The 21517-nt window shown below is 48.7% G+C and carries 24 protein-coding genes; 8 read left to right on the plus strand and 16 right to left on the minus strand.

Annotation, left to right across the window (positions count from 1 at the left end):
• The 10 genes from AC14M5_RS21750 to AC14M5_RS21795 form a co-directional block, all read right to left on the minus strand.
• A partial coding sequence (locus AC14M5_RS21750) for an ABC transporter permease (protein ID WP_484031819.1) occupies positions 1–739 on the minus strand: 739 nt, incomplete at its 3' end.
• Positions 739–1500, minus strand: coding sequence for an ABC transporter ATP-binding protein (locus AC14M5_RS21755; RefSeq protein WP_484031820.1), 762 nt, complete (start codon positions 1498–1500; stop codon positions 739–741). The genes AC14M5_RS21755 and AC14M5_RS21750, both read right to left, overlap by 1 nt.
• Positions 1501–1569: 69 nt before the next feature.
• Complete coding sequence (locus AC14M5_RS21760; protein ID WP_484031821.1) at positions 1570–2400, minus strand: alpha/beta fold hydrolase; 831 nt, start codon at positions 2398–2400, stop codon at positions 1570–1572.
• Between the two features lie 11 nt (positions 2401–2411).
• Positions 2412–3347 carry a pentapeptide repeat-containing protein gene (locus AC14M5_RS21765; protein WP_484031822.1) on the minus strand — a complete coding sequence of 312 codons (936 nt, stop codon included), beginning with the start codon at positions 3345–3347 and terminating at the stop codon, positions 2412–2414.
• Positions 3348–3360: 13 nt separating this feature from the next.
• On the minus strand, positions 3361–3702 hold the full coding sequence (locus tag AC14M5_RS21770; protein ID WP_484031823.1) for a PadR family transcriptional regulator: 342 nt from the start codon (positions 3700–3702) through the stop codon (positions 3361–3363).
• A 320-nt stretch (positions 3703–4022) separates the two neighbouring features.
• Positions 4023–4655: a class I SAM-dependent methyltransferase gene (locus tag AC14M5_RS21775; protein ID WP_484031824.1), complete on the minus strand. Its 633-nt coding sequence runs from the start codon at positions 4653–4655 to the stop codon at positions 4023–4025.
• A gap of 3 nt (positions 4656–4658) precedes the next feature.
• Positions 4659–5660: an NAD(P)-dependent alcohol dehydrogenase gene (locus AC14M5_RS21780; protein ID WP_484031852.1), complete on the minus strand. Its 1002-nt coding sequence runs from the start codon at positions 5658–5660 to the stop codon at positions 4659–4661.
• Between the two features lie 17 nt (positions 5661–5677).
• A complete protein-coding gene (locus AC14M5_RS21785; RefSeq protein ID WP_484031825.1) occupies positions 5678–6352 on the minus strand; it encodes a DUF4386 domain-containing protein in 675 nt (224 codons plus the stop codon).
• Positions 6349–6576: a helix-turn-helix transcriptional regulator gene (locus AC14M5_RS21790; protein ID WP_484031826.1), complete on the minus strand. Its 228-nt coding sequence runs from the start codon at positions 6574–6576 to the stop codon at positions 6349–6351. Before AC14M5_RS21790 ends, AC14M5_RS21785 begins: the two co-directional genes overlap by 4 nt.
• A 1-nt stretch (position 6577) precedes the next feature.
• The gene (locus AC14M5_RS21795) at positions 6578–7030 is read right to left on the minus strand and encodes a hypothetical protein (protein WP_484031827.1); all 453 of its coding nucleotides are present in this window, start codon (positions 7028–7030) and stop codon (positions 6578–6580) included.
• 865 nt (positions 7031–7895) lie between these two features.
• On the opposite strand from AC14M5_RS21795, the gene AC14M5_RS21800 reads away from it, so the two are divergent.
• Genes AC14M5_RS21800 through AC14M5_RS21820 form a run of 5 tightly spaced genes read left to right on the plus strand, consistent with a single transcriptional unit; the run spans position 7896 to position 12421 of the window.
• Positions 7896–9137: a sugar phosphate isomerase/epimerase family protein gene (locus AC14M5_RS21800; RefSeq protein ID WP_484031828.1), complete on the plus strand. Its 1242-nt coding sequence runs from the start codon at positions 7896–7898 to the stop codon at positions 9135–9137.
• Between the two features lie 46 nt (positions 9138–9183).
• Positions 9184–9663, plus strand: coding sequence for an S-ribosylhomocysteine lyase (locus tag AC14M5_RS21805; protein WP_484031829.1), 480 nt, complete (start codon positions 9184–9186; stop codon positions 9661–9663).
• Positions 9660–10799, plus strand: coding sequence for a sedoheptulose 7-phosphate cyclase (locus AC14M5_RS21810; protein ID WP_484031830.1), 1140 nt, complete (start codon positions 9660–9662; stop codon positions 10797–10799). Before AC14M5_RS21805 ends, AC14M5_RS21810 begins: the two co-directional genes overlap by 4 nt.
• Positions 10786–11493 carry a bifunctional 2-polyprenyl-6-hydroxyphenol methylase/3-demethylubiquinol 3-O-methyltransferase UbiG gene (gene ubiG / locus AC14M5_RS21815; protein ID WP_484031831.1) on the plus strand — a complete coding sequence of 236 codons (708 nt, stop codon included), beginning with the start codon at positions 10786–10788 and terminating at the stop codon, positions 11491–11493. Before AC14M5_RS21810 ends, ubiG begins: the two co-directional genes overlap by 14 nt.
• Before the next feature lie 28 nt (positions 11494–11521).
• Positions 11522–12421: a UbiA family prenyltransferase gene (locus AC14M5_RS21820; protein WP_484031832.1), complete on the plus strand. Its 900-nt coding sequence runs from the start codon at positions 11522–11524 to the stop codon at positions 12419–12421.
• Positions 12422–12760: 339 nt separating this feature from the next.
• Here AC14M5_RS21820 and AC14M5_RS21825 read toward each other — a convergent pair whose 3' ends face one another.
• Complete coding sequence (locus AC14M5_RS21825; RefSeq protein WP_484031833.1) at positions 12761–13486, minus strand: hypothetical protein; 726 nt, start codon at positions 13484–13486, stop codon at positions 12761–12763.
• 175 nt (positions 13487–13661) lie between these two features.
• Here AC14M5_RS21825 and AC14M5_RS21830 point away from each other — a divergent pair, with 175 nt between their 5' ends.
• From AC14M5_RS21830 to AC14M5_RS21840, 3 genes are all read left to right on the plus strand, one after another.
• A complete protein-coding gene (locus AC14M5_RS21830) occupies positions 13662–14573 on the plus strand; it encodes a DNA adenine methylase (RefSeq protein WP_484031834.1) in 912 nt (303 codons plus the stop codon).
• Positions 14574–14590: 17 nt separating this feature from the next.
• Entirely contained in the window at positions 14591–15319 is a 729-nt protein-coding gene (locus AC14M5_RS21835) for an HNH endonuclease (RefSeq protein WP_484031835.1), read from the plus strand.
• Positions 15320–15449: 130 nt separating this feature from the next.
• Complete coding sequence (locus AC14M5_RS21840; RefSeq protein WP_484031836.1) at positions 15450–15650, plus strand: type II toxin-antitoxin system HicB family antitoxin; 201 nt, start codon at positions 15450–15452, stop codon at positions 15648–15650.
• A gap of 272 nt (positions 15651–15922) precedes the next feature.
• Here AC14M5_RS21840 and AC14M5_RS21845 read toward each other — a convergent pair whose 3' ends face one another.
• The 5 genes from AC14M5_RS21845 to AC14M5_RS21865 form a co-directional block, all read right to left on the minus strand.
• The gene (locus AC14M5_RS21845; protein WP_484031837.1) at positions 15923–16363 is read right to left on the minus strand and encodes a pentapeptide repeat-containing protein; all 441 of its coding nucleotides are present in this window, start codon (positions 16361–16363) and stop codon (positions 15923–15925) included.
• 20 nt (positions 16364–16383) lie between these two features.
• Positions 16384–18198 (minus strand): ATP-binding cassette domain-containing protein, encoded by a 1815-nt coding sequence (locus AC14M5_RS21850; RefSeq protein WP_484031838.1) that lies wholly within the window; start codon positions 18196–18198, stop codon positions 16384–16386.
• 159 nt (positions 18199–18357) lie between these two features.
• Positions 18358–20037, minus strand: a complete 1680-nt coding sequence (locus AC14M5_RS21855) for an AMP-binding protein (protein WP_484031839.1) — start codon at positions 20035–20037, stop codon at positions 18358–18360.
• A 71-nt stretch (positions 20038–20108) separates the two neighbouring features.
• A complete protein-coding gene (locus tag AC14M5_RS21860; protein WP_484031840.1) occupies positions 20109–20357 on the minus strand; it encodes an acyl carrier protein in 249 nt (82 codons plus the stop codon).
• A gap of 174 nt (positions 20358–20531) precedes the next feature.
• Complete coding sequence (locus tag AC14M5_RS21865; protein ID WP_484031841.1) at positions 20532–21467, minus strand: hypothetical protein; 936 nt, start codon at positions 21465–21467, stop codon at positions 20532–20534.
• Positions 21468–21517: the final 50 nt, after the last annotated feature.

Below are 21517 nucleotides of genomic sequence, written 5' to 3' on the forward strand. Positions count from 1 at the left end.
CAAAGACATAAGCCACGAGCATAATCCCGACGCACCACGCGAGCGCGATCCAGATGTCATTACCGACCGGCTGGCCTGACAGCAGTGCGCGGATGGCATCCACGATCGAGGTCACAGGCTGGTTTTCTGCAAAGGCGCGAACTACTGGCGGCATTGACTCGGTCGGCACGAAGGCCGAGCTGATAAACGGCAGGAAGATAAGCGGGTAGGCAAAGGCGCCTGCGCCGTCCACCGATGTTGCAGACAGTCCGGCAATCACCGCGATCCACGTCAGGGCCAGTGTAAACAGTGCCAGTATGCCTGCTACAGCAAGCCATGGCAATACCCCCGCCGACGAGCGGAAGCCCATCATGAGCGCTACGAGAATGATCACGAGGACCGAAATCGCATTGGATACCAGTGAGGTTAGCACATGCCCCCACAGCGGGGCCGAACGCGCAATCGGCATGGAGTGGAATCGTTCGAAGATGCCTCTTTGCATATCCATGAACAGACGATAAGATGTATAGGCGATGCCGCTTGAAATCGCCATCAACAGGATGCCGGGCAACAGGTAGTTCACATAGTTATCCGTGCCGGTTTGAATCGCACCGCCGAGCACATAAACGAACAGCAGCATCATCGCGATCGGAGTGATGGTGACCGTGATAATGGTGTCCATGCTGCGCAGAATATGGCGCATGGAACGTCCAAGCATAATGCCCATATCGCTGAAATAGTGTTTGTTTGACATTTCCATTATTTCTTCTCCTTCTTGCCGATGATTGCGAGAAATATTTCCTCCAGGCTCGGCTGTTTTTCAATATATTCCACTTTTGCGGGCGGAAACAGTTTTTTCAGGTCTGCGAGTGTGCCGTTCGCGATAATTTTCCCTTCATGCAGAATGGCAATCCTGTCGGCGAGCTGTTCGGCTTCCTCCAAATACTGCGTAGTCAGAAGTACGGTCGTGCCATTATTGGCGAGCTCTTTGACAGTCTTCCAAACCTCGATGCGCGCCTCGGGGTCAAGCCCGTTGGTTGGTTCGTCGAGGAAAATGACCTGTGGTTTTCCGATCAGGCTCATGGCGATGTCGAGCCTGCGGCGCATACCGCCCGAATAGGTGGAGACTCTGCGGTCGGCAGCATCGGTCAGGCCGAAGCGATTCAGCAGATCATCTGCGATTTGACTCGCATCTTTGAGATGCCGCAGCCTGGCAATCATGACCAGATTTTCCCGACCAGTCAAAATCTCGTCTACGGCGGCGAATTGCCCGGTCAGGCTGATCGACTGACGCACATCGTCGGGTTTTGCCACAACGTCGAAGTTGTTGACGGCGGCAGTTCCGTCATCCTGTTTAAGCAGTGTGGTGAGGATCTTGACAATCGTTGTCTTGCCCGCGCCGTTGGAGCCGAGCAAGGCGAAGATACTGCCCTTCTTCACCTCGAAATCCACGCCCTTGAGAACATGAAGTTCCTTATAGGACTTTTGCAGCCCTTGCACTTGAATTGAATTGTTTAGCATATTCTTTACTCCTTATATAACAGTAATGTTTTTTCCTGCTCTTTCGGGGGCTTAGCCCCCAAAAAGCCATTAGATAATAGTGACCTTTGATAAATCAGCATCCACGCCTTTGAGGGCGGCGACCTCGCGTACGGCGTTGGCGACGGCGCGGAAGTCCTTGCGCAGGATGTTGTCGTGCTTGCTGGGGACCTTCGCGTAGATCTTGATGTTCGGGTTGCGTTCGACCACCTGCTCGAGGCTGGCGCGTACGCGTTCCCTTCCCAGCTCCGACCCGGAAGCGTTCACATATCGGGTCGGGACGGTGATGTTGTCCAGCACGGGGCCCAGCTCACGCTCGCGCGCGATCATGCCGACCTCGATGTTGCTGTTCGCCATCTGTTCGGCGGTCATCCGCGGGGTCAATCCCGTCGGACGCAGCAGCACCATGAGCCAGCTCAGCCGCCGCCACAGCTTCCGCATCCCCTCGATATCAATTTCGTCGATCCAGTCGGAAGGTTGCGCGCCCTCGACCAGAACCGCGCCGACGGTGCGGTCGGGATTGCGACTGGCCCAGTGGGCCGCGACGAACGCCCCGTAGGACCAACCCACCACCAGCGCCTGCTCCACACCTCTGGCCGCGAGGACGGCATCAACATCCCGGACGTTCGTCTCGAACGAATAGTCCGCCGAAGGCTTCGACTTGCCGCGGGCCCGCATATCGTAGGTGATGTGCCGCCAGCCCGGCCCCAGTTCGGCGATGACTCGCTGCCAGTTCCGCTGAGAGGCCATGTGGCCGTTGAGATAGACCACGGGGACCCCGGGACCGCCCGTGTCGGTGACGGCCAGAGCCGTATCGCCCACTGACACCGTGCCGGTCCAAGTCGAATTGGCCTGATTCACTTGGATTGTCTGCTTTTGCATATTCTTCACTCCTATATAACAGTAACTTTTGACAAATCGACTTCCCAACCTTTGAGCGTAGCATAGGTCAATTTATCCATCATCGCGCCGTCAAAGTTAATGGTTTTGAGGGCACGGAGGTGTTTCTTGGACCAGGTAGACCAGGTAAATGTCGCAAGGAAGGATACATTTTTAAATGTCGCACCCTTAAACGAAACTTCGTTCAGCGATGCCCCGTCAAACTTGACACCAATAAAGGTCTGCCCATCAAGGCGTAGCCCTCGCATATCACAGAGCTTAAAGTCCACACCGCTGAAGGTACAGTTCTCAAAGACCGTCTTTGTAAGGTCCATCGTCGTCAGCTTTACGTCGACCAGTTTTACATCGGTGAATTTTGCCCCGGTTAACTCTGACGTGTTGAATTCGGTACGCATGAGAATGGTCTTTTTGAAGCTTGCACCCGTCAGATCAACAGAGTAAAAATTGCAGTCTGTGAGATTTGTTCCGTCAAAATTAGCGTCGGCCACATCGCTGACCTTAAACGAGCTACCGGTTAAGTCCGCTCCTGCAAAATTGACTTTGCGCACATCGCTGGCATTAAATGTGCTGCCAGTCAAGTCTGCACCCGCAAAGTTGGAGCCGTGCAGCGCGCTGGCATCAAATTTCCCTTTTTGCGCGGTCACGCCCGCAAAATCACTCTCTGGCAGGTTGCTCGCGCTGAAGTTTGTCAGCACTTGTCGCTCCAGCGAGCGGGAGAGGTTGGCGACCTCCTGCACCGTTTCTTCGATGTCGCCAATGCTGTCAATGGTCATCTGAAAGGCCGTTTCATCGTCCTTGCCTTCAGCTTTGAGTTCACGGAAGCGCTCCTGTAAATCGGAGAGCAGGTCAGCCTTCAGTTCGGCGACACTTTTTACTCCATCATAAGGCGCAAAGACACCGTTCAAATATTGGTTGATTTTCTCGTTCATAACATCATTCTCCTTATAATAAATTATCGAGTACGCGCTTTGCGTACTCCCAGTTATCTTTATTTTCAGAATAGATCTTTTTACCTCGGACGGTGATCTGGTAATACCGTCTTCTGCCACCCTGGGTCTCATCGCCCCAATAGGAGGTGATACAGCCATCAGCCTCCAGCCGCTTCAGGCTTGAGTACATGGTGGCTTCCTTAAGTTCATATTCGCCCGAGGAGTTTGAGTGGATTAACTTCGATATTTCATATCCATATTTATCGCCGCTCAATAGTAGCTTCAGGATAATCGTATCGGTATGACCTCTGAGCAGGTCTGAGGAAATCTTGTTGGGGGTTGTTGACTCGTCCATAGGTACAATATACAACATATTACTATGTCTGTCAAGGTAATATTATCGCCGTTACACCCTTCATATCTATGCAGTTGACTGTTGCTTTTCCAAAACGTCCGCTTTCCCACCGGGATATACAATGGGCTACACTGATTCGGAGAATTTATGAACTCCAGCATCCTCGAAAACGTGGGGAAGGTGAAAGAGTCGTACACGGGACAACGTTTGAAGGGGATGTTGTAAAAAAGACCTCCGAGTTCTTCCCCCTACGGGGACGATGTAAGAACTCGGAGGTCTTGAAACTCTACGCTGCCTCTACTGATATGATTTTTCGCTTGCTATGTCTTCCTGGCAACAATGAAACACTCAGTTATCGGATGAACAGATAAACTTTCATTTTCAATGATTTGGAAATTTCCATTTGCAATAGATGCCGCCAAGCTGGAGGCGCTGAAAAAATGAATAAGCGGAAGGAGTCCCATTTTGGATAAAAGGAATATGGGAATATTTAGAAGGGTGCTGACAAATGTCTTCTCTCCCAAGCAGGGTGTCGCAGAGATAAAAAAGCCTCCTGGTTTCAACAACTGATTGATTCTGCCCATCACCTGCGCGGAATCTTCCACCAAATGCAATATGCTCAGAGACAGGATTACGTCAAATGTTCCTTCCTTCAGGCTTTCATCAGATATTGCCGCTTTCGTGAAAGCCATATTTTTTACTTTATGTTCATCCGCTTTTCTTCTGGCAATCTCGATCATATTTGAGGAGATGTCAATCCCGCGGACTTCTTTAGCCATGCCCGCCACTTCGATGGCGATTGACCCTGTCGCGCATCCATAATCCAGGACGACACTGCTGGCATCAAGGTATTTCTTCGCCCTTTCGATAATTCTGAGATCGTTTTCTCCAAGACTCACGCCTGGCGTATCCCAATTCTTTGCCAACTTATTCCACATCTTTTCCGATTTCATGTTTCACTCGCAAATCGTGATAATAACATTCCCCTGCTTGTGACCTTCCTCCACGTACCTGTGCGCCTCGGCAGTCTGTTCCAATGGATAGCATCTATCAATAACTGCTTTTACCTTCTCCGCCTCCACAAGCCCTTTGACGAAAACAAGACTTTCGGCTGTCTCGTTTGCAAAGGCGCAAATGACTTTCTGCTTGCTGTTCGTGAGCGAAGTCCACAACATTTGCAAAAGCGCCCTCATCTTGAAACTGGCTAAAAGGTAAATTCCGTTCGGCTTGAGCGAGCACTTAATCTTTGAAAACGAACTCCTGCCGAGGATGTCAAAGATCAGGTCGTAGGTCTCGCCGTTTTGGGTAAAGTCCTCTTTGGTGTAGTCAATGACCTTGTCCGCGCCGAGGGATTTCACGAATTCCAATCTCGGCGTGCCGCAGACACCAGTCACTTCTGCGCCGAAATGTTTGGCGAGTTGGACTGCCATTGAGCCGATTCCGCCCGAAGCGCCGTTGATGAGGACTTTTTGTCCGCGCTGGATATTTGCCTTCCCAAGCAGACTCTTCGCCATGATCGCCCCGTAGGGGAGGGTAGCAGCCTCTTCATAACTCAGGTTGACGGGTTTGAGCGCCACAGCCCCAGACTCGGGGATGCACACATATTCGCTATTGGCTCCCATGTTCATTCCGAGGTATGCAAAGACCTGGTTGCCAGCTTTGAATTTCGTCACATCCTTGCCGACCGCTTCGACTTCCCCAGCCAGTTCGCTTCCGAGAATCTGGACTTTGGGTTTGTTCCACCCAAACGACATGCGCGCAGGGAGATACAGCGGCGCAGGCATGTTGAATTCGCGCGAAGAGAGATTGGCAAAATTCCGAGCCGTCAGGTCGCCGTAATTGACTGGCGTTGCATGAACCTTGACCAGGATTTCATTGTCCTTCGGGCTGGGTTTTGCCACCCCTTTGATTTTCAATACATCGGGTGTTCCGTATTCAGTAAATACAATTGCTTTCATAACGTAATCCTCCAATTTTATGCCGTCGCGTTTACAGCGGACGGATTGAACCCCTTGACGATCAGCCATATCGCCATGACCATTTCCTGCAAAGCCAGTGGAGCCATTAAGATGCCAAGACCCACGCCGAACATGGCGAACAAACCTGAAGCTAAATACAATATGGCTCCAATGAGGCCCCAAGCCGATATCCATCGAGGAAGGAGTTTTGATTGATAGAATAAATAATAGATCATCAGAGCGCCCAGGCTGAAAACGATTCTCAATATCGAATCGATCTGGTCGGTGACTTTTAGCAATACAGCGCCTAAAGTTTGAAAATGGGAGGCATCTGGGATTCCTGCTTTTACATATTCCTGACTTGATGTTAATAGTAATAACCAGCAGATTACCATGGCAATGTAGAGAACAGCCTCAAGCGCTCCCCTGAAAAGAACAATCCCAAGAGCCAGGGCTTCATTCTGTTTTTTTAGGATTGGAAATAACACAACAGACATCATGGCAAGCGAAAAACCCATAGTCAGCACAAGGAGGGATGCTGTTACGATTTGATTTTGATTTTCAGAAACTTTGATAAGGTAATTGGAATCGCTTAAGGTGTTTCCTAAAAAAACAACGCTGAGTATGCCTGCAGCCGTCCCAATGATATACAACACGCCCACACTGATGGCGGTCTTTCTGTCGTGACTCATTTTTCATCTCCTTCAGGTTCATAAGAAAATACATCTTGCAGCGGTACTCCGAAAACGAGGGCAATCTTGAAAGCCAGTTCGAGGGAGGGGGCGTATTTCCCGCCTTCGATGGCAATGATGGTCTGCCGCGTCACACCGACCTTTTCTGCCAGTTGTTCCTGGGTCATTTCGTCGTGGTGAAACCTTAATTTCCGAACATTATTTCGCACCTTGTATTTATCCATCCTAGAACCCCTTTCGATAGAGATATAGCTGCGAAACATCCCCGATGATTTCGGCAAGGATGGATGAGAGAATGAGCAGGCTGAACATCACAAGCGGCGGCTGACCAAAGGCAAAGCTCAGCATAGCAATCAACACCCCAATCGAAAACGCAATGTAGGAAACTTTGCTGCCTTTCAGTCCAATCAGTTTATCCCGCTCGTCTTCGATGAAACGTTCCTCCTGTTCCGATCTTGTTTTTATCGCATGGACAATGCTAAGCAAAATGTTGGTTAGAATGCTGCCGATGATGTTCACAATGATGGTTGCCAGGATGACGATTGCCCAAAGGCTGAAGACTTTCGTCGAGACCAGTCCGCCCGCCTGCTGCATCTGAAACAGGTTGACCAGACAGTAGACCACGATCAGCAGGTGGCTGACCAAAGAAACCGTGATATTTTTCTCTTGATATGACATATTTTCCTCGTTTTGTATGGTTATGTTTACTTTACGTAACTTTCGATGTATATATAGTAACTCAAAGCGTACAAAATGTCAAGTTTATTTTACATATCTAGACAGAATAAGCCTTGAAGCTCTGAGTTCGTAAAATTCTATTGGGAAACGGGTCCGCTGGTTGTGAATACAACTTTTTGTGACCACTGCGGAATCTGTCGGCAGGTTTGTTTATATGCCGCGATTGATTTCAATTTACCCCTAGTCTTTGCTCCTGAAAAATGCAAAGGTTGTTGGTCGTACTCCGATCATTGCCCACACTAAGACATCTTCACCAGCAAGTTTGGCGGACAAGGTCAATAGTTCCAATCCACCTCATAAATTGCTCCTTGCACCGTCCTCGGCGGCGTGAGCATTTCCAGGTAAGCGGTATGATGCGTTGAATCATATACTTTTTAGGAGTTTTCTCCGCTGGATTAGCGCGACAGTTGCAGCAGCTTCCAGTATTCGATAAAGCTGCACGGCATTCTCAAAGTCAAAATCTTTTAATGCGAATGGGCTAATTGGCGAATAACGCGAATAAGATTATGAAAATTCGTAAAATTCGCTCATTTGTGGAATTCGCGTTCCAAATACGCCACGGAAATTAAGACTCGCCAAGCAACTTTGAGAAAGCCATAAAAACCGCGTTTGGACTTTGCAGAAGCCGCGAATGGGGCATATAATACCGCCTGCAAACCGCTTATTCGGTTGTCACAGCAGTGCAACAAGGTTACACAGTGTCGCATAATTTGCTAAACTAGGGTTGTGATATTTGCTCACAATTTCCATCAAAAAGTTTACTTAATTATGAGACAAGCGATAGATTCCTTTTGGAGAAGCAAGCATGTTAAAACTAAGTTACAGCACCTTTGGCTTAACCAGCATGAGCTTTTTGGATGCCATTGACGTTGTGGATAAGGCGGGTTACCCCGGTATCGAGCTTTCTTTTCACCGTGACCAGTTCAATCCGTTCAATATTACTGACGCAGACATTGCCGACGTCAAACGTAAGCTCCAAACCGCGCGGGTGAAAGCCGGTTGCATTGCCACTGCTTCGCATTTCTTTACGCCATCCAGGCCGCACGAACCGTCTCTGATGAGCCCTGACTTGGCCGGGAGGAAGCGCCGTATCAATCTGGTCAAACGCGGCATTGACGTCGCACGTAAGTTGGATGTTTCGCTCGTCACTTTTGGCAGCGGCTTCATTCGCGATGAACATGTGATGACCCCCTCGGTTAATCCGCGCGAGCTGCTTGTGGATAGCATCCATCAATGTCTGAAGGAACTTCGGAGCGATGAAGACATTACCCTGCTTATCGAACCTGAACCCGGTATGTTTATCGAAACCACTGAGCAGGGCATGAGCCTGGTGGATGAAGTCGATTCCCCGCGTTTTCGCCTGCATCTTGATATGTGTCACATGTATTGTTCCGAGCAGGATTATATTGCCGCACTGGGAAAAGCCGCTTCCCGCACCCGTTACCTACATGTGTCCGATGCGCAACAAGGCTACAACCTGAAAATTGTCAAAATGGCGGAGGATCTGGCCCTCGACCTGAACTTTGCCAATTATTTGATCTACTTTCCCGAATCTGCCGAGTATCTGCTGGTAGACCGTGACCACCCTATGTATTTTTATGATGACCTCATCCCTTCTCAGCAACAAAAACGAATAGGGAAGATTTTAGACAAAGTCAACATCCAAAAAGAGGCAGCATATGTGGATTACAACCGTTTGTATGCCGGCCTGACGCCATTTGACAATGAGATCTTTACCTATCTAATTTCCGTCCCTGGGCTGAGTTTCGATGTATTGGAGAGGGCAAAACCGATCATTGCGTATTTGCGAGGCACGAAAAACGAGGATGGCAAATCGTTCATGGATAAAATGGTGGCCAATACCTTGACTGGCATCGTTCATTTCCATGAAATCCCGGGGGAGGGGACGCTCGATTTTGCCGCCAGCTTCAAGGCGCTGACCGATAACGGCTTTTCCGGGTATGCCTCCGTGGAGTTATATCACCATGTTCAATCATGGCAAAAAGCTCTGGATGATAGTTTCAGGCATTTGTCTCAATTTGTTTGATTCACTTTATTGATAAGGAAAATATAGGTACGAAAGGAGTAATTTAATGGTTAATGTCGAACAACTGGGTTGGGTCCCAGATACCGTTGGTGAACTTGATCATAGACTGCTGAAAGCGCCGCACGTTAAATTGCGCTCGTTTACAAAAGGGCTTACAGGCGATGTGGTCTATGCAGTGGACTTGCGCATCAACCCACCCAATGTAAGTTTCCTGTCTTCGACTGAAATGCATTCATTCGAACACTTCCTGCTGGCAGGATTTCAGAAATACATGCCGCAGAATTTTATTTCGATAGGGCTGATGGGATGTCAAACTGGGTTTTATCTTGTTCTGTTTAATGAAGGTGGTGCTGAAAGAATTTGCGGTGTTTACGAAAGCATATTGAACGATGTGTTGAAGGCCAGCGAAGTACCTTATGCCAACATTCAGCAATGTGGAAATTACAAGAACCACAGCCTGGAACTGGCGCAAAACCTTGCCAGGAGGGTGCTGGATGCGAAATCCAACTGGCGGCAAGTGATATGACAGTTAAACCCCATTCATGGCGCGTGACCCATCAACGCGCAATCGAATATGAGATCGTAAACTCGCCCAACCTGTTTAGCCCGCAAAACACCGATCTATTGTTTCCGAACAACACTGAGAACACCCGCCGCTTTGTGGTGGTGGATGTCAACGTGCAAAAACATCATTCCGCTGAAATACAAAATTATTTTTTGGATCACGGCGTGGATGCAAAAATTGTCACGTTTCCCAGCGGAGAAGAACATAAAACCGTAGAGAGTTATCTATCCATTGCGCGGGAGTTGGATGCCTTTCCCATCCACCGCAGGGATGAGCCAATCATCGCCATTGGCGGCGGCGTCCTGACCGATGTAGTGGGGTTTGTCGCCAGCACTTATCGCCGCAGTGTTCCACACCTTAAAATCCCCACAACATTGATGGGATATATCGATGCTTCCATCGGCATAAAGACCGGTATTAACTTCAATGGCAACAAGAACCGATTGGGGTCATTCGAGCCTCCGAAAAAAGTTTTGCTGGATAAATCATTCCTCAAAACCCTGCCGAAACGTCATATCCTGAACGGTGTATCTGAGATCATCAAATTGGCTGTCATCAAAGATGCCGGGTTGTTTGCCCTGCTTGAACAGCACGGAACTTACAGTGTAAATACCCAGTTCCAGGAGGAGATGGGTAGCTCCATTCTCGACCGTGCCATTACAGGAATGCTGGAGGAATTGCAGCCGAATCTATATGAGGACGAGCTGGCACGCAAAGTGGACTTTGGGCATACCTTTAGTTACGGGCTCGAAACCCAACACGAAGCCCACTTGCTGCATGGCGAAGCGGTGCTGCTTGATATTGTCCTCTCCACGCTGATTGCCCATGAGCGCGGCCTGTTGCCCAATGCGGATGCTGGCAGGATCTTCCATCTCATAGATAACCTTGGCATCACGCTCAACACCGCCGTTCTCGACTCCGGTATGCTTTGGCAGTCTTTGGAGGAACGCACCAATCACCGCAACGGCCTGCAAAGAGTCCCAATGCCGTATGGAATCGGGAAATGTATTTTTGTTAATGACATCAAACTGGATGAAATACAATCTGCACATCACACACTAATCAACAGAATGGTATTGCAAAATGAAGGAATTTAATAATTTCGACGACACAGAAATAAACAAGTTCGACAATGTGGCTCAGATCTGGTGGGACCTTCAAGGTGAAATGGGTACGCTGCATGTCATCAACCCCTTGCGCACGCGCTTCATCACTGAAAAGGTGACCGTGAACTCTCCGAAAGTCCTGGATGTAGGCTGCGGCGGCGGCATTCTCTCAGAAGCACTGGCCAAAACCGGGGCGCGGGTGACCGGCATTGATCTATCCAAAGCCTCCATCGAAGCGGCCAGGCAACATGCCCAGTCGCAAGGGTTGTCGATAGACTATCGCGACATCAGCGCCGAAGAGATCGCCCAAACGCAAGCGGGAAGTTTCGACATTGTCACCTGTATGGAAATGCTCGAACATGTGCCGGAGCCGGAGAAGGTGGTCGCCGCTTGTGCGCAGGCCCTCAAACCGGGCGGCCATGCTTTTTTCTCCACCATCAATCGCACCCCAAAAGCGTTCCTGTTTGCCATCATCGGCGGCGAATATATATTGCGCCTATTGCCCAGAGGCACGCACACATACAGTAAATTAATTCGCCCGCATGAATTGAAACATTGGTCGCAAAACCACGGCCTGGAATTTGCGAGACTTGCCAGCCTGATGTACAATCCCTTTACGCGCAAGTTTAAAGTTGCTCCAGATAAAGAAGACGTGAACTACATGGCGCATTTCATCAAGAAATAATCATTCCATCACAGAGACGACTCATTCAATGAAAAGATTCTTTACCCTCTCCAGAACCATGCACGGCATTTTGGACCTGGCAGCACCGGGCTTTTGTGCAATATTATGGCTGGGCGATTTCCCAGACTGGCAAACTATTCTGCTCTCCATCTTTACAGCCTTTGCCGCCTATACCGCAATCTATACCCTCAACGACCTTGTCGGCCTCGCCGTAGACCGGGAAAAATTTGCTGAAGGCGGCATTAACCAGGGGTATTCAGTGGAAGCCTCAGACATGCGCTATCCACTGGCTCAAAATATCCTCAGTTATCGCAGCGGTTTGCTTTGGTTTGCCTTTTGGTTTGCCCTGGCGATATTAGGTTCTTACCTGCTCAACCCTGTTATCGTATTGATTCTGATTGCCGCCGCAATTTTGGAAGTCATTTACTGCCTCTTGCTCAAAGTGACTTACTGGCGAACGCTGGTCAGCGGACTGGTCAAGATGAGCGGCCCCATCGCCGCCGTTTTCGTAGTGGATGCCAACCCGTCACCTTACTTCTTGTTGTTCTTATTTGTTTGGATACTCTTTTGGGAGATCGGTGGACAAAATGTACCAGCCGATTGGAACGACACCGTTGAAGATAAACGCGTTGGGGCAAAAACCATCCCCATTCGATTTGGAACTCAAAAGGCGGGGATGGTTGTTATCGCTGCGCTTGGGCTGACTGTTATTGCCAGCCTGTTTTTGCCGCTCATTTCCCCGCTGACTCTTGGTCTGCCCTATCTGATCGCCACTACGCTGGCGGGATACTTCCTGCTATTGCAACCAGGCTTTCAACTCTATAAACTACAGGAAGGTCGGCTGGCTGCCAGGCTATTTGACAAAGCCAGTTATTATCCTCTGGCTCAACTTGCCATTATCTCGATCTTTGCAGTCTTCCTTTCATAAATTCACTTATAAGGAGTATCAGCCTCGCTGACACTAAATAATCCAAGTTACTACCTTGTCATAAAAAGTACAACGTGTCTCCCTGAGGGAGCGTTTTTCGCGATCGAAGGGTCTCGTTCGTTATGCTAGAGACCCTCACCGCACTGCATCCGCAACGCGGTGCATGTGTCGCTATCGCTCGGGGTGACACAATTTGGCGCGATGGTAACTTAGGTTAAATATTATGATGTGCAAAGTGGGGATGTTATCGTGTTCTGGATTCATCATGAAAAAGTATGAGAGGAATTGTTGGACGCTGGTTTATCCCCTTAAGGGACCTGACCAGCGTCCAACAACATTTTAAAGTGTGTGACTTCGTGCAAGCGCCGTCATCACCTTGCCAGGCAGTGGATATTTCGCCTGCGGATTGAACCACATGACCACGGGTTCACCATCTTGCAGATGTATGTCACGCAATAGTATTGCACTTAATCGATGGTATTGACGGAAGAATTCGGTGCGGTCGCGAAACCCATATCGTTGCACTATAGTTGAGTCATTACTTTCCGCACGCTGCTGGATGCGGAGCATTATGGCGTTGATGTCTTGGTGACTCAGGTGCGGAGTTTCAACACCTACAAGCAGAAGATTACCGCGTTGCGGAAGTAATTGCCCCAACTTATCGCACAGCATATCAGTGAAACGATCACCTAACAATGGGACTCCCCTCAGCCGCGTGACCTCGACCATAAACACAAGGCTGGTGGTAAAGGTGACCGCGAAATCAGGACTGCGCCCAAGTTGAGGATGCTGAGGTTCATACGCCACGCTCAGGGATTTCTCTCGCAGCAGCAGGTAGGCTGTCTCCAGTTCAAGTTGAAGATCGCGCAGCACTTCTGTTTCCTGCGCCGTACGGAGTTTCTTGCGAATTTTGGTGTGATGGGTATTGACGAAGGCAGTGAACCGACGTGAGGAGGCTAACCACGTTGCCATGGGTTCAGCAAGCAGGTGGGACCGTCCATCGAAGAGGGTTGTGAGTAATTCATCAATTAACATCGTTGTGCCGTTAGTTGCCGAGTTTATCATGAAGAGGTATGCTGGTAATAAGGCTGCGTAAGCCAATGCCACTGCTTATAAAATCATGCAAATGGGATTATGTTTTGGAAGCGGACGGGGAAAAGGGTGAGGCGGAGAAATATTAAGGAGTTGAGGTTTTGACGTGCTGTATAATTGAATTGAAATACTCATAAAGGAAATTGCTGTGAAAATACCACATCCTCTACCCTATCAAGGAAGCAAGCGAAATCTTGCGAAATATATTCTGCCATTTTTGCCGCAGGATGTTGATGTTTTGTTTGAGCCTTTTGCAGGCTCAGCAGCAATTTCAATTGCAACTGCTTTTCACAAGAAGGCATCTCATTTTCATATCAATGATGTAAATAAACCGTTGATTGCCCTATGGGATGAAATCATTAACCACCCGAAGAAAATTTCTGAGCAATACAAACATCTCTGGTTGAAACAGCAGGGGAATGAAAGAAAATATTACGATTTTGTGCGCGATGAATTCAATAAAACGAAACGCCCTGATTACTTGCTCTATTTATTGGCGCGTTGTGTGAAAGCATCTGTGCGATATAACGCGAATGGTGATTTCAACCAAAGCCCTGATAATCGCCGTTTGGGGCGCGATCCGCAAAAAATGACGGATGATATTTTGTTTGTTTCAAAACTTTTATCTGGAAAAACAACTGTAACCAATCAGGATTACAAAGAAATACTTGCGCTTGCCAAACCAACCGATCTTGTTTACATGGATCCGCCGTATCAGGGTGTGTGCGCTACTGGTGACCCACGTTATTTCAGCGGAATTGATTTCGATGAATTCATGCGGGAATTGAAAAAACTTAATAAACGAAACGTGCCTTTTATTCTCAGTTATGATGGGCGGACAGGCAAAAAATCCTATGGCCAAAGCTTGCCAGAAGAACTTGATATGTATCGTCTTGAAATAGATGCGGGACGTTCTACGCAAGCAACTTTGCTTGGCAGGGATGATGTCACTATTGAGTCCGTTTACCTATCCAAAAACCTGGTTGAACAACTGGGAATTGAACCAATCCATATTCTCGAAAAGAAGAGAACTCGCCAGCCCGCTCTTTTTGAATTCTAAATTCGCAGGGATACTTAATGGCCAAAACATCAAAGCAGCATAAAGAAATAAAGCAACTGCTTAAGAAAATCACGAATAAACGCGCTCGTATTGTTATTGAGCATATCCTTGCGCACGGATTTGTAACCACAGAAGAACTGGAAAAGAAATATGGTTATAACCATCCGCCGAGAGCTGCGCGAGATGTACGCGAATTTGGAATTCCATTAGAAACCTTTCGCGTCAAACATACAGATGGACGTTCAATTGCGGCTTATCGCTTTGGTGATGTGACTCAAGTCCGCATGGGCAGATTACAAGGCAGACAAACTTTCCCAAAACAATTCAAAGACGTTCTTTATGAAAAACAAAACGGCAAATGCGCAATTTGCGCTGGAATATTTGAGTCGCGCTACTTGCAAATTGATCATTGTGTGCCCTATGAAGTTATTGGCGAGATAGAAGGTATATTAAACCCCGAAAATTTCATGCTGTTATGTGGTTCATGCAATCGAGCGAAGTCATGGTCTTGTGAACACTGCCAAAATGAATTGGTTGAGAAATTGCCAAGTGTCTGTTTGAAATGCTATTGGGCAAATCCTGAAAATTATGTTCATATTGCCCTGCGTGAAATTCGAAGGGCAGATATTGTTTGGGAAGAAGATGAAATTCAGGTTTACGAAGAGCTGAAACAACAGGCAGAAGAAAATTCATCGCCTCTTCCAGAATTTGTGAAGAAGGCAGTGAAAAAGTTTATTGACGAGTAAGTATCACATTTTCGCGATGGCTTGATTAATAATTAGCCATGTCCGCGTGAGGTGGATAGTCAATGGCGGAATCGACAGAATATGAGAGCATAGTGAAGGGTATAATCACTTCAACGAAAGGTGGCCTAAAATGACTTTTACCGTCGAATATGAACAGGAAGAAGACGGCCGCTGGCTGGCAGAAGTGAAGGAATTGCCAGGTGCAATGGCCTATGGAAAAGACCCAGATGATGCGATGGCTCATGCGCAGGCATTAGCATTACGTGTAGTTGCGGATCGCCTTGAAAACGGAGAGAGCTATAAAGTCGAATTTGTAACGATTATTGTATAGTTGAAATTGTAAATTGAAAAACATCCGAAGCAATTAGCTTTGGATGTTTCGTTTAAGGGATGGTCACCGCACGGGGATAAACCCCCGTGCTAGTCATACAAAGCCCGCTAAAGCGGACTAATCGGCTTTAGCCGATTTTGTAGGTATAGCCCAGACGTTTATGTCAGGGCGATGATTGGGCGCGCATAAAGCTTGTTGTGCGAGGGGCTGATTAGCGGATAAGACTGTCCTGGTTCGAATCTCATGCGCTTTATTTCTCAAGCAAAACTATTTCACGCAACGTGTATCGCCCCAGCCGCCACGGGGTCAAACCCAGCAGGCCATTGTGTGCGTGAATTATATGCAGCGCCAGTCAAGACTGTTCCATTTAGGTTGGCTTCGGTCAGGTTGGCATAGATCAGGTTTGCGTTGTTGAGGTTCGCGCCGCTCAAGTCTGCGCCGCTCAGGATGGCATCACTCAAGTTGGCTTCCAACAGGATAGCGCCGTGAAAATTTGCCCTGCTCAGGTTGGCTCCCTCTAAATTAGCCTTGCTCAAATCCGCATAGCGCAGCCTCGCGTCGTCCAGGTAAGCAGCACTGAGATTAGCGCCGCTCAAGTCTGCCTTGCTCAGATCTATTCCGTTGAGATCGGCTTTGCTCAAATCCAGGCCTGCCAGTTGCAGCGGTTTCGGTTGATTAAGTAGTTCCCTGAGTTCATCTTTTGTGTATTGCATTTTTACCATCCTTTTAAAATCTACAACTTTTCCAACTCTTCCCACCTGTGATACGCCCGCGCTAATTCCTCCTGCATCTCTTTTAATTGATTTACCACTCGCGCGATCTCGGCGCTGTCTTGTTGATAAAATGCCGGGGTCGCCATCTCTGCCGTCAACGCGTGCACGTCGGCTTCCAGTTTTTCGATCCGTCCTGGTAATTCGGATAATTCCCGCTTCTGCGATTCGAATGCGCGCTGTTCTTTATAGCTAAGTTTTTTATCTGATGAAGAGCGCGCTTCACTTTCTTGACCGATAACTGGTTTGCGCGACTTAGACTCTGGCTTCGCTGATTCATTCTGACGTGCCCAATCATCGTATCCGCCAACTGTCTCGGTGACTTTCCCACTTCCATCCAACGCGAGTGTGCTGGTGACGATGTTATTCAAAAAAGCGCGGTCATGGCTGACCAATAAAAGTGTACCGTCATATTCGAGCAATAAGTCTTCGAGAATTTCCAAAGTCTCAACATCCAGGTCGTTGGTGGGTTCATCCATCACGAGCAGATTTGCAGGCTGGGCAAACAGACGCGCCAATAACAAACGATTCCGTTCGCCACCGGATAGGGCACTGATTGGCGCATTGACTCGGTCTTTGGAAAAAAGGAAATCCTCAAGATAAACATTCAGGTTGCGTGACCTGCCATTGATGGTGACGTTGTCACTGCCCTGCCCGACGTTATCCAATACCGATTTACTCTCATCCAACTGTGCGCGCAATTGATCGAAATAGGCGATCTCAAGATTTGTGCCGTATTCTACCGTTCCGCTTTGAGGAGTCAGCTCACCCAGCAGCAAACGCAGCAAAGTCGTTTTGCCAGAACCGTTTGGGCCAATGATTCCGATCTTGTCACCTCGTTGAATGGTGCAGGTGAAATCGCTGACGATGGTTTGATCTCCGATTGAATAATTCACATTCTCGGCTTCGATCACCAATTTGCCCGAGCGTTTCTCTGCCTGAATCTGCATACGGACTTTGCCCGGACGCTCGCGCCTTTCAAGCCGTTGTTCGCGCAGGCGTTTGAGCGCACGTACTCGACCTTCATTACGTGTGCGCCGCGCTTCAATTCCTTTGCGGATCCAAACTTCCTCCTGCGCCAGTTTTTTATCGAAGAGCACGTTTTGCTCCGCTTCGGCTGTGAGCATGGCTTCTTTGCGTTCAAGGAAAGTTGTGTAACTGCAATTCCAATCGAAGAGGCGTCCCCGATCTAATTCAACAATACGTGTGGTCAGCTTTTGCAGAAAGACGCGGTCATGTGTGACGAATAACAAGGTGCCGCCCCAGCGTTTGAGGAATCCCTCAAGCCAATCTATAGAGGCAATATCAAGGTGGTTGGTTGGCTCGTCGAGCAGCAAAAGTTCAGGGTCACGTACCAGGCCTCGGGCGAGCATGACGCGGCGCTTCATCCCCGCAGAAAGAGTCTCGAAGCGCGCATCCGCATCCAATTGCATACGCGAGATGACCTGCTCCACCTGAAGCTGCCCTTTCCAATGATGTTCATCCGCTTTTGGCAGAGGCGAGTCGAGTCCGCTTGCTACGATGTCAAAAACTTTTCCAGTAACATCCGCGGGAACTTCCTGCGGCAAATATGCCACCCGCAAATTCTGCTGACGGGATACCGTTCCGCTCTGCGGCAAAATATCGCCGTTGACCAGTTTGAGCAAAGTGGATTTGCCCATGCCGTTACGCCCCAGCAGACCGACCCACTCGCCCTGCTCGATCTGCAGGTTGATGCCGTCAAACAATCGCGGCCCGCCAAAACCCAGGCTCACATCCTGTAAACTGACCAATGCCATAAAAGATTCTTTTCCTCTGAAGGTGGAAAATATACTACGAAAACATGTTTGTCCCCAAACTTAATTGGGACGCTGATACACGCTGATTTCACCGATTCAAAAGAAAACAATCAGCGTTTTCTGCGTATATCAGCGTCCATTCTGTTCTTATACAGCTACCTAAAAGCTTAATTCCTTGATGAACTTCTCTTTATTGGCCAATCTGGCCGTCTTGCCGCTGGAGGTTTTGATGATCCACTTATCATCCACCACCTTCACATGGCGCAGTGCAATGGCCGAGCTTTTGGTCACATGCAAACGGATGGCATTGGCAATCGCATCCTGTTCACTGGGATCTTTGCTATCAGCCTCGGCGATGATGACGACTTCCTCCGTGCCCGCCTCTTCATCATATAAACCGAATGCGACGGTGCGCCCCGGATGCACGCCCGGTACTTCACTTGCCAACGATTCCAAATCCTGCGGATAAATATTTTTGCCGCCGACGATGATCATATCCTTTTTGCGCCCCGAAACATATAACTCTCCATTCGCAACATAGCCATAATCACCCGTTAGATACCAGCCATTTTTGATAGCGGCTGTGGTCGTATCGGCGCGGTTGTAATATTCGGTCAACATGCAATCGCTTTGCACGGCGATCTCACCGACCCTGCGCTCAGGCAGGTCGTTGAAGGATTCATCTACGATGCGGATTTTCGTGTTGGCGAGGGCATGCCCGGAGGACATCATCTTCATCGCCGGGCGACCATCCATCGGCGGAGTCGCGAGGCGTTGAGTCATGAAGGCTTCACGGTCGATCTCATCCACAACTGGTGACTGATCCAATGGGCTTTGTGCCACACCGAAAACATTTTCCGCCATCGCGTAGCAGGTCTGCAATGCCTGTGGGTGAAGTCCGTAAGCTGAAAATTTTTCCAAAAATAGATTATGGCTTTCCACGTGCACGGGCTCGGAACAATTGATGATCGCGCGCCACGAGGAAAGATCCACGCCCTCGAGATTGCGCTCACGAATTTTGTTTGCGCAAAAGTTGAATGCGAAATTTGGCAGCCATGTGAGCGTGCCTTTGTACTGCGAAACGGATTGCATCAAGCGGTAAGGCGCGCGCACCCAATCGAAGGGTGATAGTTCGACCAAAGTGATGCGCATGAGCACGGGCATGAGGAAGCAGGCGATCAACCCCATGTCGTGGTAAAGCGGAAGCCACGAAACGATGACATCCTTTTCAGGATTTAGTTGAATAGCTTTGCTGTAGGTTTCAAGTTGATTGAGCACCGCGCGATGCGAAAGCGCCACTCCCTTTTGCAGCCCTGTTGTGCCCGATGAATGCTGCAAAAGGACAATGTCTTCGGGCGAGGCTTTCATTCCATGCAATGAATTGAAATCGGGAATCGATTCAGCTTCAATGCTGCTGGTTAGAATCACTTTTCGGACCGAGTCACCGGGCACGAGCGCGGCGCGTGCTTCGTCTTCAAATTCAGGAGATGTAATGATGGCCGTTGGTTTTGTGATCGCAATGAGGGCTGCCAGATCGGCGCGATATTTTTCGGGTGAAAGCTTTTCGGTGAGAAAAGGCATGATCGCGGGAATCGCGCCATGCAAGACCGCGCCCCAAAAAGAATAAGCCAAGTCTTCGCCGTGTTGGAGGATCAGCAAAACGACCTCGCCCGATCTTATTTCTTCGCGGGCGAGAGTTCGTCCATAGCGGTCCGCGCCAAGGATCAGTTGACGATAGGTGAGGGGGTTATCCGCCTGACCAGCATTCTGAAGGATGATGCTGGTTTTTTCAGGGACTTCCAAATAGGAGCGTTGTAGCAGGTTGGAAAAAGTTGTCATTTGGTTTTATCCGCAGATTTGGCAGATTTTTTTCTGAATAATCTGCCAAATCTGCGACATCTGCGGATTAATTATTGTTGGCGGGAGGAGATCAACGCTGCAAGCTGGGTCAGGTTGTCGAAAGTCTGTGCATTCAATTCCGTATCTTCCACACGGACGTTGAAAGTATCTTCGACGAATAATGCCAGGTCCATCAGGCTGAATGAATCGATCAGTCCGCTGGAAATGAGGGCCTCATCAGGCTGAATAGCCTTGTTGGGCTGCTTGAGAATTTTTTCTGCGATAAATTTTGCAAGGGTGGTGATAGTTTCGGTTGTCATTGGTTTTCCTTTTTATATATTCCGTTGGTTGAGTAGGGGCGATGTTTGTCCGCCCCGTATCGAAACCAACAATTATTAGAAATAATTTTGTTTACAAAGATTTCTTCATTCATTGGTGGTTTCGATACGCCCCGCGAAGAGCACGCGCGGCTACTCAACCACCGAGTTGAACAACTACCGATTCAATCCTTCACGCACCGCATCCAAAGCCTGCAATGCAGTGAGATTACGCCAGGGCCAGGCACTGAGCATGTTTTTGGGCTGGTCGAAGAAGTTGCGCGCAAAGGAAAGATGGAAGCCGTCATTCAATTGGGCATCGAAGCCGTAATTGGGCAACGGCTGAACCGCTGCCCAGAAATTCCATAACGGGATATCGTATTCAACAGCTATCTCGGCGATCTCGGCATTGATGCTGTTGTCGCCTTCTTTATTATCCGCCTTGGTGGCAAGGATGGGAACCACGCCCTGTTCAATGGTGTATTCAACGATCTGACGCATATATTCGCCGTAATCGTCGGCGGGACGGTTGTTGAAATTGGTTTCGAGGCTGATCAACGCCACACTCGGATTATACAGTCGGTATTCGCAAGCAACAGGAGTTTCGCCTTTCTCGCATTTCTTTGGATCTGCGCGCAAGGGAGTGAGAATGGCGGCAACATTATATCCATCGCGCATGGCGAGGCTGGTGCGAGAGAAAGAACCCTGATAATAATCAATGGTTTCCTGTAAATAAGCGTAGTCCCCGCCGAGGCTGTATTGTTTGGGATGATCGAAGTCCACAAGATAGAAATCGGTGTTGGTCTGGCAATCACCAACTTTGGAGAATGCATTGGGATCATTCCCCATCTCAAGTCCGCGTTGATAGATGGTGCGAGCAGTATCACTTACTGTTGGAACAATCGGCAGTGTCTTCCATTCATCTGCTGCCAACGTTGCGCGAGGCGTGGCGGTTGGTTGACCTGATGCCTCTGCTGCCCGAGTTGCAATTTCAGTTGCAACAACTGTAACTTCAGTCGACGCGTTTTCAGGCTGTGGTGTTTCCGGTGTGCCTGTGCAAGAAGTTAATATTGTGACGATCAAAAATAGAAAAACGTAACGTACCTTAAGCATCCAAACTCCTGTCTTGGAATGTGTCATGCTGAGCGTAGCGAAGCATCTCG

This window comes from Candidatus Villigracilis sp. (genome assembly GCF_057083605.1).